This window comes from Actinomyces urinae (assembly GCF_900119695.1).
GTDB classification, from domain to species: Bacteria; Actinomycetota; Actinomycetes; order Actinomycetales; family Actinomycetaceae; genus Gleimia; species Gleimia urinae.
The window spans coordinates 1-16,564 of record NZ_LT632547.1 but is presented as its reverse complement, the minus strand read 5'-3'; the positions used below and the strand labels follow the sequence as shown (position 1 = coordinate 16,564).

9 protein-coding genes and 3 rRNA genes are annotated in these 16,564 nt (G+C 56.2%); all 12 read right to left on the bottom strand.

Annotated features, from left to right (window positions below):
• Nucleotides 1-4: 4 nt before the first annotated feature.
• Nucleotides 5-1,627 carry a murein biosynthesis integral membrane protein MurJ gene (gene murJ, locus BQ7114_RS01365; RefSeq protein ID WP_072340948.1) on the bottom strand — a complete coding sequence of 541 codons (1,623 nt, stop codon included), beginning with the start codon at nt 1,625-1,627 and terminating at the stop codon, nt 5-7.
• Entirely contained in the window at nt 1,628-2,440 is an 813-nt protein-coding gene (locus tag BQ7114_RS01360; protein WP_083431686.1) for a hypothetical protein, read from the bottom strand.
• Nucleotides 2,433-3,443: a copper transporter gene (locus tag BQ7114_RS01355; protein ID WP_072340942.1), complete on the bottom strand. Its 1,011-nt coding sequence runs from the start codon at nt 3,441-3,443 to the stop codon at nt 2,433-2,435. The genes BQ7114_RS01360 and BQ7114_RS01355 overlap by 8 nt, the downstream gene beginning before the upstream one ends.
• Before the next feature lie 11 nt (nt 3,444-3,454).
• Nucleotides 3,455-4,657, bottom strand: coding sequence for a putative cytokinetic ring protein SteA (steA, locus tag BQ7114_RS01350; RefSeq protein WP_072340937.1), 1,203 nt, complete (start codon nt 4,655-4,657; stop codon nt 3,455-3,457).
• Nucleotides 4,654-6,321 (bottom strand): DNA repair protein RecN, encoded by a 1,668-nt coding sequence (gene recN / locus BQ7114_RS01345; protein ID WP_072340933.1) that lies wholly within the window; start codon nt 6,319-6,321, stop codon nt 4,654-4,656. The genes steA and recN overlap by 4 nt, the downstream gene beginning before the upstream one ends.
• Entirely contained in the window at nt 6,318-7,157 is an 840-nt protein-coding gene (locus BQ7114_RS01340) for an NAD kinase (RefSeq protein ID WP_072340930.1), read from the bottom strand. The genes recN and BQ7114_RS01340 overlap by 4 nt, the downstream gene beginning before the upstream one ends.
• 8 nt (nt 7,158-7,165) lie before the next feature.
• Complete coding sequence (locus BQ7114_RS01335; RefSeq protein WP_230206020.1) at nt 7,166-7,969, bottom strand: TlyA family RNA methyltransferase; 804 nt, start codon at nt 7,967-7,969, stop codon at nt 7,166-7,168.
• Between the two features lie 17 nt (nt 7,970-7,986).
• Nucleotides 7,987-8,124: a hypothetical protein gene (locus tag BQ7114_RS08895; RefSeq protein ID WP_154665473.1), complete on the bottom strand. Its 138-nt coding sequence runs from the start codon at nt 8,122-8,124 to the stop codon at nt 7,987-7,989.
• Nucleotides 8,121-10,883: an HAD-IIA family hydrolase gene (locus tag BQ7114_RS01330; protein ID WP_230205939.1), complete on the bottom strand. Its 2,763-nt coding sequence runs from the start codon at nt 10,881-10,883 to the stop codon at nt 8,121-8,123. Before BQ7114_RS01330 ends, BQ7114_RS08895 begins: the two co-directional genes overlap by 4 nt.
• A gap of 390 nt (nt 10,884-11,273) precedes the next feature.
• Nucleotides 11,274-11,392: ribosomal RNA gene (rrf, locus tag BQ7114_RS01325) — 5S ribosomal RNA — on the bottom strand.
• 170 nt (nt 11,393-11,562) lie between these two features.
• Nucleotides 11,563-14,674: ribosomal RNA gene (locus BQ7114_RS01320) — 23S ribosomal RNA — on the bottom strand.
• A gap of 346 nt (nt 14,675-15,020) precedes the next feature.
• A 16S ribosomal RNA gene (locus tag BQ7114_RS01315) occupies nt 15,021-16,561 on the bottom strand.
• Together the 16S, 23S and 5S rRNA genes form the textbook arrangement of a ribosomal RNA operon.
• Between the last annotated feature and the right edge of the window lie 3 nt (nt 16,562-16,564).

Sequence of the window (16,564 nt, the reverse complement as noted above, 5' to 3'; positions counted from 1 at the left end):
ACTCCTAGCTGTCTTTGTCTTCCATGGATTGCAGTAAGCCGGCCAGCACCGACTTCTTTCCAAGCGTGGACACCACTCCCGCGAGGATCGTTAGCCCCACGAAGCCGGCCGCGATTACCGCCAGCACGTGCCCCAAGCCTTCACCTAGAGCGGAAATATGCGTCGTCGCCAATGTTCCAAGCACAGTTGCTAACCCCAACGGAACTAGCGAACGTGCGACTACAACCAGCATATCGCGCGTGCCGTAGCCATCCGTCACCTTGTGAATCGATACGAGCACTCCGATCGCCGCTACTGTCATCCCCACTGAATGTCCACCCGCGATTGCACGTAGCGTTTCCACGCCATCACCCTCGGATCGCACAAATACTGCAACTAATGCGGCTTGTGCCACCGCGACCGTTACCCACCCAGTGGCTGCCACCAGCCAGGCTAGCCGCGGATGTGAAAGCGCGTAAAGCGCGCGTTGGCCGTAGAACAGCAAAGAAAATCCGATTAGGGCTGGAGCCATGATCGTAAGAGCGGAAGCCATCCCCGGAACGGGCGTGAGTAGCTCGAAGAAAGCCTGTGCCACCGGCGCCATGATGACCAACAAAGCAGAGCCGAGCAAGGCCGCAATCAAAACTTTTTGCATCGCCCTCGCGGACGTAACTTTGAACTGATCCGTGCATCCACTCTCTCCCTGCTCGGAAAGGAGGGGAAAAGCCGCAGTTGCAACCGGATAAACCGCTACAGCGTAGGGCAACCAGTAGACCGCCTGCAAGTACTGAAACACCGCTACCGTTCCTGAAGCACCGTAGGAACGCATAAGCCAAAGCGAAACAACAACGGCAAGTTGCTGCGCCACCAAAGCACCCAGGCCGGAGGCTCCCAAACCGATCGCACGTCGACGCTCATCGGTCCCGAGGCGCAGGGTGGGGCGAAATCGGAATCCTGCCTTATGAGCAGGGACGAACAGTGGTAGCGATAGTGCCGCCACTCCCAGGGTTGTCCCCCAACCCAGCACCTCAACAGCCGTTTGCGGCGGAGCCTGGTCACGCGCCGGGTTCAAAAGCGCATAGCCAAAGAACGACGCGATCACGGTCAAGGATGACAGCGCTGGGGCTATTGCCGGCCAGAAGAACTTCTTATGTGACTGCAACACGCCCGTCAGCACGATAGAGACCCCGTACAGCGGGATTTGCCACGCAAAAATCTGCAAGAAGCGGGTCACCAATGCCTGTTGGTCGGCTACGATGGCATCCGCTGGCACGGGGAGCGCCTGCGCAATCCACGGGGCGGCAAGAAACACAACCACTGCCACCACAGAAAGTATCAAGGTAACCCATGACAAAAGTGCAGCAGCTACGCGATTAGCATATTGCACGCGCCCTTTCGCAAGGGGCGCAGACAGTAGAGGCACCGTTATCCCCGCTAGTGCTCCGCCCACCACTATCTCGAAAACAATGTTTGGAATCTGATTAGCAGAAGCGTAGGCACCTGCGGTAGCTCCCGATCCCACCAATGCGGACTGCATGAGCCATCGTAAGAACCCGATAAGCCGCGAGGACAATGTTGCAATTGCGATTATGCCTACGGCGCCGGTGAGGACGCCTCGCAGTCTTACCAGCCCGCCCGATGCTTTCATCTACTTAGATTTCACGCCCAACTCATCGAGCGCCGAGAGCACCTTCGAGCTTTCAATCAGCTTCGAGAAAGACACCACCTCGCCTGCCCCAATTACACCGAGCGTAAGCGCAGCCATTGCCGTTCTGAAGGCGCGAGAAGACGGAACTATCGCGAGCATACCTACCTGCAAGCCGAGCGTATTTGCACCCACGTCACCAAGCATGGTTTTACCTGCCAAATCAGAGGGGGCGCTTCCGGCTATTGTGCCAAGAGTTGCACCAAACGAGCGCGGGCTGACGCGACCAACAGAGGCTAATAGAGAGCAAGCGGCTGAAGCTTTGAGTGCCCTGCCTGGACGCAAATCAAACAGGTTTGCGATGTTGGCAGACCCCGCCACAATGATCGAATCAATCAACCAGTCGTAAAAGCCGCGATTGTAGCGATTGCAGTGGACCAGTGCGTAGCCGGCAGCAGAAGAACCAATAGCTGCTACCTTTACCGCGCCGGTAGTTACCTCGCCACGCTTAAATGCTTCAAAGTGGCCAGCTAGTCCCTTAGCTTTTGGGGCGTCCTCGCGCAAATCTTCAATATCATCCGCGAGACCTGCATTAGCGGTGGTAGCTAGGGCGGCGGCGGCGGCGAAGTCACGCCGAGCCACAGCAGAGCCAATCAAAGCCGTGGCAGCACCCACGCCCTCGGAAAGACTAACCGGCTCACCCGCGTGATTTGTACGTTGCAATGACGGCGCGGTGCGAATCACATTTGTGACTATTGCCGTCAGTGCCGCCGCACCCACGCCACCTGCAAAAGCGATCGCAGACCTGCTATTCACCGGCAGTCGCCTCCGTCTGGCTCGGTTGCGGAGCCTCGGTCTTGGCCTGCGGTAGCGGCGGTACAAGCTCTGTTGCTGTCGAGGCCGCGCCAAATGCTCGAGCCGTGCGATCCGCGCTCAGCAGTGCTATCACGGTAGAGGCATGCCCCATTGAGGTACCCACCGAGTCAACCGAAGTTACCGTAATTCCCTGGCCGCGCACTAGCGAAATCAAAGAATCCGAAGCCGAAGCATCGCCAACCACAACACCTGCCGAAGGCGCCTTGGCAACTATTCCCGCAACTGCAACCAGCATCTGCGAATCCGAACTACCTGTCTTGGCGTCCTCCTGGTTGTCCCTATTGTTCTCTTCCTGTGTGGCGGCCGTTGTCGCATCCTCTTCCACCGGACGAGGACCGACAAAAACAATCGAGTCTGACACAACCTGATCCGCTTCGAACGAAAGCAACGCATTGTCAGCATCAGCCAATATTTCACGTAGCAACTTCGTCTCATCATTCGTTTTCGAAATAATCTCTAGGAGTGCCTGAGACAAGATCTCTGCCGCTGGAGCCTCCGCCGACACCTCGCCCGACAGGTGCGTAGCAACCGGACCCGCCAACGAATCACGGAACTGCGACATATCCTCCGAATACCACGCATTCGTGAGCACAACGCGCTGGTTTACAACCCCGCCAGCAACATCAATGTACTTGGCGATTCCATCAACATCTTCAGCGGCAGCGTCCTCCGTAGATACAATCGCTATCTTGCGGTCCTTCAACGTGCCGGGCAAAACCTGATGCACCGACTGCTCGATCCACGCATTACGATCCGCAACATCCGTGCGCAAACGCTCGATCTCCACAGAAGTACGCGCCTGCGACTCACGCAAGCCTTCGACCTGGCTCGTAAGTCCAGACGCAATTGGCCCCTGCAATGGGCCCGCGCCGAGCACCACTCCAACCGCAAGCGCCAAAAATACTGAAATCAGTGAAACCAAATGGTACCTAAAATCGACCAATGTTCCTCCACTCACGTAAGGGGCGCACCCGGCGCCAAACCAAGCCAGCCGCGCACGACGTCAACGACATCAGAAAAATACACTGCCATAATCTGCAAAAATGTTTGCCCCGCGGGCGTAACCGCAAGCGCAATAATCAAAGCCAAAATGCCCGCAGCTGAAAGCATGAACAGCTGCAGGGAAGAAATTCGCGTGCGATAAATCCTTGACACGCCCTTCGCGTCCACCAGCTTTGGACCCACAACCAAACGCGTAAAGAACGTGGAAGCCATACCGGAGCGGCCCTTATCCAAGAACTCCACCAGCGTCGTATGCGTACCAAGAGTAACGATCAAACTTGCTCCCTTAGCATCACCGAGGAGCATAGCCGCATCCTCTGACGTGCCCGTTGCGGGAAACACCACGTGTTCAACGCCAATGCGTTCCACGCGCTCCAAGCCTGGAGCTCTTCCATCACGATATGCGTGCACCACGATCTCAGCGCCACACGTTAAGGCCTTATCAGACACCGAATCCATGTCGCCGATTATCATGTCCGGCTTGAACCCGGACTCTAGAATCGCATCCGCACCACCGTCTACGCCAACCAGCACCGGCCGGTAGTCGCGGATGTATGCCTTCAAAAGAGCAAGGTCTTCCTTGTAATGGTAGCCTCGCACAACCACCAACATGTGGCGACCCTTGAACTTCGTCTTAACATCAGGAATGCCAACCGCGTTGAGCAATAGGTCCCGTTCACGCGCCAGATACTCCATAGTGTTAGCTGCGAATGCCTCAATCTGGCTCGACATTCCATCGCGGGCAAGCGCCATCGCCTGATCATTCGTCTCTACCGTTTGCCGAATACCCTGCGCCACGAGCTTGTCTCCAGCGAATACCGAATCTCCATCAATACTCACCGCCTGCCCCTCATGCAGGGTCATGATGTCCGGACCAAGATCATCAATCAAGATGATCCCAGACTCAAGCAGGATCGACGGACCCAAGTTGGGATAACGACCCGTGGTTGATTTCGCCGCATTCAGCACGGCCACCGGTTTGGCAGCCACCAAAGACTCGGCCGCAACGCGGTCAATATCCTCGTGGTCGATAACCGCTATCTCGCCCTCTTCCAAGCGGCGAGCCAGCTTCTTCGTGCGCTCGTCCACGCGCACTCTTAAGCCTTCGCCGGGCAACTCAACCTGGTTCTTAGCTTTTTTAAAGAAACGCTTCACACCCTTGATTGTGCCACCTTTACCTGCGAACGTAGCTCAGCGGCATGCGCGCGCGCCGTTTGTGACGATTCCGACCCTGAGAGCATGCGGGCAAGTTCCACAATCCGCTCCTCTTCTGTGAGTCGGCTCACTTCAGTAGTGGCGCCCGACTTTGTAATGAGCAGGTGGCTATCCGCCCACGCCGCTACCTGCGCCAAGTGGGTCACTACCAGCACCTGCCGATCACGAGCTAGCCGGGCCAACCGTTTCCCTACCTCACGCGCTGCGCGGCCACCAACGCCTGCATCCACTTCGTCAAACACGTAGGTTAAGTTCGTTGCCGACGCCTCACTGTGCTCGGCCAGCACCACCTCCAACGCCAACATCACGCGCGATAACTCACCTCCAGATGCTCCACTCCCCAGCGGCGCCGGATTCGCATCGGGATGCGCCTGCAGAAGCATCTCAATATCCTCGAGACCATTGGGCCCAGGTTTTTCGCGCTCTTTGAACTCTACGAGCAGACGCGCATCTTTCATCGATAAGCCCGCAAGCTCTGCGTCCACCAGCTTCGAAAGCCTGTGTGCTAACTTGTGCCGTTCGTTAGAGAGTTTGCGCCCGTCCTCAATTACCTGCCTTTGCGCATTCGCGAGTTCGGCCTGGAGCTCAGCCATACGATCATCGCGCCGCTCCAGGTCATCAAGCCTGGCCTCAGCCTCATCAGTCCACTTGAGCAGCGCTGGAATATCAAGAGCACGGCCACGCAAAAGAGCAGTAATGGCACGCCGACGCTGATGTACGTACTCCAGGCGCGACGGATCGGCGTTTAATCCCTCCAGGTATTCGGCGAGGTCGTCGCGAACCGTTTCTAACTCAACGAGCTGCGCATTCAAACGCCGAGAGATTTCAGCAAGTTTTGGGTCAAGCCCCTCAAGCTTTGCTACCTGGCCGGTGGCTAATCCAACAGCATCGACAGATCCAGCGCCGTCTTCCCCCACAAGTGCGCGATATGCTAGCGCAAGGCCGTTACGTAGCTCCTCCACGTTCGTGATGCGCTCAGCTTCGAGGCGCAGAGCCTCATCCTCGCCCTCAACTAGGTCAAGGGAACGGACCTTTTGCACCACCGGGCGCAACTGCGCAATCTCCGCTTCAGCCTCGTCAAGACCTCGCGAAAACTCATCGAGGGCGCGCTTAGCATTTACAGCCTGGTTCCACGCGTCCGTGTAGCGCTGAACCAGATCAGCGTGGCTAGCGCCTCCAAACTTGTCTAAAAACTCGCGCTGAGCGCGCGGAGAACGCAATTCAATCTGATCGGACTGGCCGTGAATAACCGCCAGATTGGAAGCAAGATCTTCAAGTAGCGACACTGGGGCAGGGCGGCGATCCAAATAGGCTCGCGAGCGCGACTGCGACACCTTTCGCGAAACCACAACGGTTTCACTTTCAAGGTCAAACTCATCAAGCACATTCGGATCTATGGTGAACACGCCATCAACCACAGCTTGCGACTGGCCGGCCCGGATCTTAGACGAATCGGCCCGCTGCCCAAGGAGGAGCTGAAGCGACCACAGCACCATTGTCTTGCCGGCACCCGTCTCGCCCGTAAGCACTGTTAATCCAGGTGAAAACTCTACGTGCGCCGATTCGAGAACACCCAGGTTCTCAATGTGGAGCTCTTCGATCAAGACTCCTCCAACCCCAGCCGCCGCCAACCCGAGACCGGAAGATCGAACTTAGCTACCAAACGAGCTGAGAACGGGGTATCCGATAGACGAGCGAGCTTCACTGGAACTTTGGACGGGCGGCAAAGGATTCGAGTGCCTGCCGGGGTGGTGATGCGACGGATACCGTCGCACCACACCTCAATGTCTGCCCACTGGTGTTTCAAGATCGACACTTCAAGTTCTGAGTTGGGGCCGACGACCAAAGGCCGTGTGAACAAGCCGTGCGCGGCCAGCGGAGCCATCAGTACGGCCTCGGTATCTGGCCACACTACCGGTCCGCCCGCCGAATAGGAGTACGCGGTGGATCCCGTAGGAGTGGACAAAATGATTCCGTCCGCCCCGTACGTTGAGACCCCCTGCCCATCCACACCTATACCAAAGTGAGCCGGATGTGCCAGATCGGTGCGCATGATTGCTGCCTCATTGATCGCCCAATCATGTTGCACACTACCGTCAGGCATCTGCACATCGAGCTCCAATGTCATGCGTTCTTCCACCGCATAGTCGGCCGCGGCCACTCGATCTACCAGTGACTCCAAGGAACTAACCTCGGCCTCGGCCAAGAAGCCCATATGCCCCAGATTCACACCCAAAAGCGGGACAGACCGCTCGCGCGCTGCCTGCGCCGACCACAAGATAGTGCCATCACCACCGAACACGAGAACCAGTTCAACATCCCGGTCAGACTCCGCGCCCACAACAACGATCTCTCGTTCCTCCAGTGCGGCTTGCACCTGGGAGGCCAGCTTGGCCGCGTCTTCACGCTTCTCGTTCACGATCATCATGATCGAGCGCATTAAGTCTCCTAACTTAGGTGGTTACCGGCCGGACCGTCTGCGATCGCCTGTGCAATCCGATCATCCAGATCTGCCTGACTGATTGCTGCCGGGTGCTCCGACTTCAACGCCACAAAATACTCAACATTTCCTGCGGGGCCGGGAAGAGGACTAGCCGCCAAACCGTAAACCTTCAGATCCAACTCAGCGGCTTTGTCCAAGACTTGGCGAACAGCAAAGTGATGCAGTGCGGTATCCCGAACCACGCCTTTTGCCCCTAGCTTATCCTTGCCCACCTCAAACTGCGGTTTCACCATCAACAAGAAATCAGCCTGTGGATGCGCAACCTTCCGCAAAGCCGGTAGCACCAAAGTTAGAGAAATGAAGGAAAGATCCGACACTACAACCGTTGGTGACGGCGCCACGTCTTCAGGCAACAAGTAGCGAACATTTGTCCGGTCTTTAACCTCAACGCGTGGGTCGGACTGCAGGCGCCATACCAGCTGCCCGTAACCCACATCAACGGCCACCACCTGCGTAGCGCCCGCGCGTAGTAGCACGTCTGTAAAACCACCGGTCGATGCTCCCGCATCAAGGCAACGCTGACCGCGGATCACCGGAGCGAGATCACCGAGGACCTCAAGAGCACCCGCGAGCTTGTATGCACCTCTAGACGCATAATCTGGCGAGGAGCTTTCATCCACAATCAATGCCTGCGCCGGATCCATCTGCCTAGCAGGCTTGGTAACAACTTCCCCATCCAGCTTAACGAAACCAGCATGAATCAGTTCTTGCGCCTTCGAGCGAGATGGCGCGAGCGAACGTCGCACCATCTCCGCATCGATACGTCTTAGGCGTGCCACTGCTCGGTCCCGCCCTCAAGCTGGGCCGACAGCTCTGCCTCAGCTTGCTTCAGCTTCGCAAGGCGCTGAACTAGAGGCAGGTTTTCAGCTTGCTCCCAGTCTTCCTCCCACTGCTCCAGATTCACTCAGACTCCTGCGATTCCTCGTCCTCTTCAGCAAGATGACGAGTCTCTTCAAGTAGCTCCTCCAGATCTTCCTCACCGGGCAAGAATGCCGCAACGGATTCCACATCCACCTGCGCCAGCTCCTCATCGCTTACATCCGAGGCGGGCATATCGTCCAGATCGGTTGACTCTGCCACTACGGGTTCTTCCGCCTCAGGTTCAACGGGCTCCAAAATTCCTGCGGGATCATCGTTGTCCACAACGGTGATCAGCGGGCAAAATACCTTCGAGTCATGCTCCCGCGCGTACTCCCAAGCAGCCGCAATAAGAGCTCTGTAGGAGTCGAGCGTGACGGTAGCGCCGTCTTCCAAAAGCGTTACGCCATCGAGAGTCAGCCTGCCTGCCACGACCTTTGCTATCTGACCAACGCCACAACTCCAGGTGCCGTCGCGATGGTGACGAGGACGGGGATGCGGCTCATTGAGACCGCGCATATCGGTGTGTACGAGCTGGGGACGCAAACCACGATCCGCAAGGATTACCGAGCGCGCGTCATGGACGCCGGTCAACACGTGCATCGACGGGATCGAAGCTGAAAGCGCTCCAGCAACATCGGTCTCCAGCCTGTCGCCAATGGCGACAGCATGCTCTCCCCCAACCATCTCAATGGCGCCGCGGAAGATAGCGGGCAATGGCTTGCCTGAGACCTTCGGCTTCTTGCCACTCGCGTAGCGGACGGCGCGCACAAGAGCGCCGTTACCCAGCGCAAAACCGCGCTCGGTTGGCAGCGAGCCGTCCATGTTGGTCGCATAGTAGGCAGCGCCGTTGGTAACCGCGTATGCAGCTTCAGACAGCTCTGCCCATCCCAGGCTCTTATCAAGCCCCTGCACTACTGCATCCGGATTGTCATCGGCGGAATCGACGATCTCAAATCCACCATTCGTAACAGCTTCGCGCAAGCCCTCGCCACCAATTACGAGTACTTTTGCTCCCGGCTCGAGGTCTTCACCCATTAGGTTCACCGCGTCCATCGCGGAGGTCATGACGTCCTCAGGCATCGCCGGGAATCCCAGATCAGCCAGCTGAGCAGCCACGGCCTTTGGCGTGCGCGAGGAGTTGTTCGTTACAAACGCGTGCTTCATCCCCGCATTCACAGCCTCTGAGACACTCTGCGCGGCATGTGCAACGGGCTGGCTACCGTGATAGCACACACCGTCAAGGTCAAGCAGGAGTGTGTCGTAACGCTGCGATAGCGGTTCATCGGAACCCTTCAGATCCGAGCGCACGTCATCCACATCCGATTCCGCCATCATCTTAAGGTCAAGAATGTCATTGTCCTCAGGCAGAGCCGGCATCGAAGCTTCGACTTCGTCAGCTTCTTCGCCGCGACCAAGAGAACGCAGATGGTCAGCTTGCGCGCTCATCAAACGGCTTCGAAGCTCATCGTCAGCATCCGGACCGAGCTTAGCCAGAGCATCTTCGACGAGCACCAGTGCGGTGTCGTTCTCTCCTAAATCTGAGCGAGCGCCAGCAGCTACAAGAACCAGCTCAACCTGCTCCGCAACGTCTAGCTGGGAAAGATCGGTTTCATCAATGAGCTCAATTGCCTTCTCTGGTTTTCCAAGGCCGCGCTCACAATCTGCTTCAACAGCGCGGAGCGAAAAATCGTTACGCATACGGCGCACGGCTCGCACTTCACGCAGAGCCTCCTGGTAGCGCTCGGTAGCATAAGCAGTGAGAGCGGCGGCTTCACGCACAATGTCGACGCGGCCAGCACGGCTAACCGCCGCCTGCGCGTACGTGTAGGCACGCTCCGGATCCATGTCAATCAGCTGACCGGCCATAACAAGGAGCTTCGCAACTTCTTCCTGGCTGTGTGCACCTAGAGTTGCGAGGGTCTCGTACGCCGCGGCGTCAAGCTCTTGGCCCTCCAACCCATCCGGGATCGGCAATCCCTCAATCTGGTTGCTACGCTCCGCGAACTCGTCATCGAATTTGTCGTAGGCTGCGGCTGCCACATCGTGCTGGTCTTCAAACCGGTTGAACTGCTGATTACGGTACCTGTCGGAATCGAAATTCCGACGCCCGCCACCTTCGCGGTTAAAGCCGGAACGACGATCGTCTCGGTCAAACCTGCGACCACCCGGGTTTTTTCGGCCAAAGTCACGTTCGCGCCTGTCATCGCGGTCAAACCTGCGACCCGGGCGATCTTCACGGTTGAACTGACGTCCTCTACGGTCATCACGCCCGCGTCCTCCAAAGTCGCTTTCGCCGCGCCCAAACCTGCGGTCCGAACGACCATCGCCCGAGAAGTTACGATCATCACGGTCAAAACGTCGACGTGGGCGGTCCTCATTCTCGAAGCGGCGGCCTCCACGGTCGTTGCGGCGGAAGTCGCGATCGCCACGCTCAAAGCGCCGGCCTCCACGGTCATCGGAACTAAAACGACGGCGGTTGTCATCACGACGGTACCCGCGATCGTTGTCAAAACGCCTACCACCGCGCTCATTGCGATCAAACTGGCGGTACCCACGATCATCTCGGCGGAAACCACGATCATTGCGGTCAAAGTTGCGCTCTCGTCGGCCCTCGCCATTGCCGTCACGGCCAAAACGTCCACCGCGGTTTCCAAAATCCGAGCGTTCGCCGTCAAACCTGCGTCGGCCGCCCTCACCCCTATTCTCGAAGCGTCGTCCTCTATTGCCAAAATTATTTTCGCGCTCTCCGCGCCACTGCCTGTTATCGAAGTTTCGGTCTCTACCGCGCTGGTTTTCGCTCATTATTCCTCTTGTCTTCCGCAGCCACGTATCTGGCTGGCACGGCTCCTACCTCAGGATTGTGCAACCCTCATAATACCGCCTAATAGGCATACTTTGGGAGCGCATGTTGGTGAGCTAGCGCGCTAAAGGGATCGATCAATGCCGAAGAGCCTCCCAGCCCGAACGCCTTATGCGCGTTTGTAATGGTGATTTCTGTGAAAGGCGTACATGACTTGGCGGTACGCCCCACTGGGAGGAGGCCGGTGGCTTACTACGGGTAGTGGCAGCCTCATGTGTCTGTGTTGTTGTGTTTGTGGGGTGTGTGTATGGTTTTGGGGCCGACTACTGGGTGAATTGTTTTGAGGGGGCTGCTAACCGGCTTGGTTAGCAGCCCCCTCAAATTGAGTGTGGTAGCGGTGGTTTCCTACTCTCCCACACCCTACCAGGTGCAGTACCATCGGCGTTCACGGGCTTAGCTTCCAGGTTCGGAAAGGAATACTGGGCGTTTCCCCGTGGCTATGACCACCGCAAAAATATCAGCCAACCTGCCAAACACGCTAGTATTAACCAAAATGGTTTACCAGCAGTGTTCGCTGCACACACGCGGTTAGCGTTTACACGCCTTGGAGTGTGTGGGGTTGGTAGTGGTTTGCATAGTAGTTACGAGCAAACAGGATTCCTGTTTGTCATGTTGTTTGGTTGTTTTTAGTTGTTGACTATTAGTACCAGTAAGCTAAACACGTTACCATGCTTACACGCCTGGCCTATCAACCCAATCATCTATTGGGAGTCTCTCCCCCCAAGCGGGGGTTGGAAACCTGGTCTTGAAGCAGGCTTCCCGCTTAGATGCTTTCAGCGGTTATCCTTCCCAAGCGTAGCTAACCAGCCATGCACCTGGCGGTACAACTGGCACACCAGAGGCTTGTCCGTCCCGGTCCTCTCGTACTAGGGACAGGCCTTCTCAAGTTTCCTACGCGCGCAGCGGATAGGGACCGAACTGTCTCACGACGTTCTAAACCCAGCTCGCGTACCGCTTTAATGGGCGAACAGCCCAACCCTTGGGACCGACTCCAGCCCCAGGATGCGACGAGCCGACATCGAGGTGCCAAACCATGCCGTCGATATGGACTCTTGGGCAAGATCAGCCTGTTATCCCCGGGGTACCTTTTATCCGTTGAGCGACCGCGTTTCCACGAACCACGGCCGGATCACTAGTTCCTGCTTTCGCACCTGCTCCACCCGTCAGTGTCACAGTCAAGCCTTCTTCTACACTTACACTCAACACCTGATTACCAACCAGGCTGAGAAGACCTTTGAGCGCCTCCGTTACCATTTAGGAGGCAACCGCCCCAGTTAAACTACCCACCAGGCACTGTCCCCAATCCGGATCACGGACCAAGGTTAGATAACCGTTTATATCAGAGTGGTATTTCAACAACGACTCCACCACCACTAGCGTAGCGGCTTCACAGTCTCCCACCTATCCTACACAAACACAACCGGCTACCAATACCAAGCTATAGTAAAGGTCCCGGGGTCTTTCCGTCCTGCTGCGCGAAACGAGCATCTTTACTCGTAATGCAATTTCACCGAGTTCATGGTCGAGACAGCGAAGAAGTCGTTACGCCATTCGTGCAGGTCGGAACTTACCCGACAAGGAATTTCGCTACCTTAGGATGGTTATAGTTACCACCGCCGTTTACTGGGGCTTAACTTCAAACCTTCACCCCAACAGGGGTTGAGCCTTCCGCTTAACCTTCCAGCACCGGGCAGGCGTCAGTGCGTATACATCGCCTTACAGCTTCGCACACACCTATGTTTTTAGTAAACAGTCGCTTCTTCCAAATCACTGCGACCACACCCAAACAAAAATACCAGAAAAACAGTATTGTCCGGGCCTGGTCCCCCTTATCCCGAAGTTACGGGGGCATTTTGCCGAGTTCCTTAACCATGATTCACTCGCACGCCTTAGTATACTCTACCTAACTACCTGAGTCGGTTTAGGGTACGGGCGGTTATTTCTCTAACGTCGAGGCTTTTCTAGACAGCACAGGCACACCAATAACCACCACACAAAATGGCAGTCCCATCAGCCCTCACCCTTGTCATTAAAGACAGCACACCGGATTTACCTAGCATGCAGGCCACAACCTTAGACTGGCACAACCACCGGCCAGCACCAGCTACCCTACTGCGTCACCCCTGTTAACACGCTTGCCTACCCAAGAAGGGACCCCAAGACCACTAGGAGGCAAAACCCGAAGGAATCACCACCATCACGGCGTTGGTTAGCACAACTTTGTCAGCACTGGACAAGAAAAAACCGGTACCAGAATATCAACTGGTCATCCATCGACTACGCCTGTCGGCCTCGCCTTAGGACCCGACTAACCCAGGGCGGATAAACCTTGCCCTGGAACCCTTAGTCAATCGGCGCGTGGGATTCTCACCCACCACTCGCTACTCATGCCTGCATTCTCACTCCCAACCAGTCCACAAACCCTCACAGGCCTGCTTCACCCCAATCAGGACGCTCCCCTACCCAGAAAAAACTTCTGCCATGGTTTCGGCGGTGTGCTTAAGCCCCGCTACATTGTCGGCGCGGAATCACTTGACCAGTGAGCTATTACGCACTCTTTCAAGGATGGCTGCTTCTAAGCCAACCTCCTGGTTGTCTATGCAACTCCACATCCTTTCCCACTCAGCACACCCTTAGGGGCCTTAACCGATGATCTGGGCTGTTTCCCTCTCGACTACGAAGCTTATCCCCCGCAGTCTCACTGCCCTGCAATTATCAATGGCATTCGGAGTTTAGCTGACGTCAGTAACCACAAAGGCCCATCAACCAACCAGTAGCTCTACCACCACAACAACACACGCAGAACGCTGCACCTAAATGCATTTCGGGGAGAACCAGCTATCACGGAGTTTGATTAGCCTTTCACCCCTACCCACAACTCATCCCCCCAGTTTTCAACCTAGGTGGGTACGGTCCTCCACGACCTTTTACAATCGCTTCAACCTGGCCATGGGTAGATCACCCCGCTTCGGGTCTAGAACACGCGACTAGCCGCCCACTTAAGACTCGCTTTCGCTACGACTACCCCACAAGGGTTAACCTCGCCACGCATCACTAACTCGCAGGCTCATTTTTCAATAGGCACGCCATCACCACAACCCCAAAAGGGCCGACCGGCTCTGACGGCTTAAAAGCGCTTGGTTTCAGGCACTATTTCACTCCCCTCCCGGGGTACTTTTCACCATTCCCTCACGGTACTATACGCTATCGGTCACCTAGAAGTATTCAGGCTTACCCAGTGGTCTGGGCAGATTCACAGCAGATTCCACGAGCCCGCTGCTACTTGGGAACACACTCAAGCAGAGTTGCATGAACCACCTACACGACTATCACGCCCTACGGTCAGCCATCCCAAACTGTTCAGCTCCACACAACCATTTATAACTACCCCCACCCCCGGCAGAGAATGGAAAAACACGCCCCAACAACCCCACATGCGCAACAGCTGCCGCCTTGACACGCACACAGTTTAGCCATCATCCGCTTTCGCTCGCCACTACTCACAGAATATCTCTTCCTGCAGGTACTAAGATGTTTCACTTCCCCACGTTCCCCCCACCACCCTATACATTCAAGCAGTGGTAACAGGCCACAAAACCTGTCAGGTTACCCCATTCGGAAACCCCCGGATCAACACTCGCTCGCCAACTCCCCAGGGAATATCGCAGGCCACAACGTCCTTCATCAGCTCTAGGCACCAAGGCATCCACCAAACGCCCACAAAAACTAAAAAACCCAACAAAACAAACAAAAAAGATGCTCGCAACCACTATACAAATCACCAACAACCCAACCACAACCACCAAACCACCACACACCAGCCAACAGCCAATGCAAACAAACAATGGAATAGTGGAAGGGCCAGACCAACAGTGTTAGCCATAAACCCGACAGCATGCCCCCAAACCAAACCACACAAAACCAGTGCAACCTGATCCAGAGTAAATCCTGCTTCATCCCAAAACAGTTCTGTTCTTGCAAAAACAATCCAAAAAACTAAGGAACAACCCAGAGGGCAGCACCACCAAAAACAGTGGAAACAACCACCAACCAGGCCCTTAAAAAAAGAAAATCCTTAGAAAGGAGGTGATCCAGCCGCACCTTCCGGTACGGCTACCTTGTTACGACTTCGTCCCAATCGCCAATCCCACCTTCGACCACTCCCCCCACTTTCGTGGTTAGGCCACGGGCTTCGGGTGTTACCAACTTTCGTGACGTGACGGGCGGTGTGTACAAGACCCGAGAACGTATTCACCGCAGCGTTGCTGATCTGCGATTACTAGCGACTCCACCTTCACGTAGTCGAGTTGCAGACTACGATCCGAACTGAGAACAGCTTTAAGGGATTAGCTCCACCTCACAGTATCGCAACCCTCTGTACCATCCATTGTAGCATGCGTGAAGCCCAAGACATAAGGGGCATGATGATTTGACGTCATCCCCACCTTCCTCCGAGTTAACCCCGGCAGTCTCTCGAGAGTCCCCAACCAAATGCTGGCAACACGAGACAAGGGTTGCGCTCGTTGCGGGACTTAACCCAACATCTCACGACACGAGCTGACGACAACCATGCACCACCTGCACACCAGCCAAAAAGGCCAGCATATCTCTACACTGTACCGGTGCATGTCAAGCCTTGGTAAGGTTCTTCGCGTTGCATCGAATTAATCCGCATGCTCCGCCGCTTGTGCGGGTCCCCGTCAATTCCTTTGAGTTTTAGCCTTGCGGCCGTACTCCCCAGGCGGGACACTTAATGCGTTAGCTACGGCGCAGAAACCACACGGCCCCCACACCTAGTGCCCAACGTTTACAGCATGGACTACCAGGGTATCTAATCCTGTTCGCTCCCCACGCTTTCGCTCCTCAGTGTCAGTAACGGCCCAGAGACCCGCCTTCGCCACCGGTGTTCCTCCTGATATCTGCGCATTCCACCGCTACACCAGGAATTCCAGTCTCCCCTACCGCACTCAAGCCTGCCCGTACCCACCGCAAGCCCATGGTTAAGCCACAGGATTTCACGACAGACGCGACAAACCACCTACAAGCCCTTTACGCCCAATAAATCCGGACAACGCTAGTACCCTACGTATTACCGCGGCTGCTGGCACGTAGTTAGCCGGTACTTCTTTACCAGTTCAAATCAACCACACCCAAAGCATGGCCTTTCAACCCAGCGAAAGAGGTTTACAACCCGAAGGCCTCCATCCCTCACGCGGCGTCGCTGCATCAGGCTTGCGCCCATTGTGCAAAATCCCCCACTGCTGCCTCCCGTAGGAGTCTGGGCCGTATCTCAGTCCCAGTGTGACCGCCCACCCTCTCAGGCCGGCTACCCGTCACCGCCTTGGTAGGCCATCACCCCACCAACAAGCTGATAGGCCGCGAGCCCATCCCCCACCAGACCAAACCATTTCCCACCAAAGCCATGCGACCAAAGCGGAATATCCTGTATTAGCCACACTTTCATGCGGTTATCCAAAAGAAGGGGGCAGGTTACTCACGTGTTACTCACCCGTTCGCCACTCTCACCAAAACGTAAAAAACGCCCTGGATCCCGTTCGACTTGCATGTGTTAAGCACGCCGCCAGCGTTCGTCCTGAGCCAGGATCAAACTCTCCAAACAAAA

Excerpts from the sequence above, each read along its gene's own strand:
- BQ7114_RS01340 (WP_072340930.1), bottom strand. The coding sequence starts at position 7,157 with ATGCGCTCGATCATGATGATCGTGAACGAGAAGCGTGAAGACGCGGCC.
- BQ7114_RS01330 (WP_230205939.1), bottom strand. The coding sequence starts at position 10,883 with ATGAGCGAAAACCAGCGCGGTAGAGACCGAAACTTCGATAACAGGCAG.
- BQ7114_RS01335 (WP_230206020.1), bottom strand. The coding sequence starts at position 7,969 with ATGGTGCGACGTTCGCTCGCGCCATCTCGCTCGAAGGCGCAAGAACTG.
- murJ (WP_072340948.1), bottom strand. The coding sequence starts at position 1,627 with ATGAAAGCATCGGGCGGGCTGGTAAGACTGCGAGGCGTCCTCACCGGC.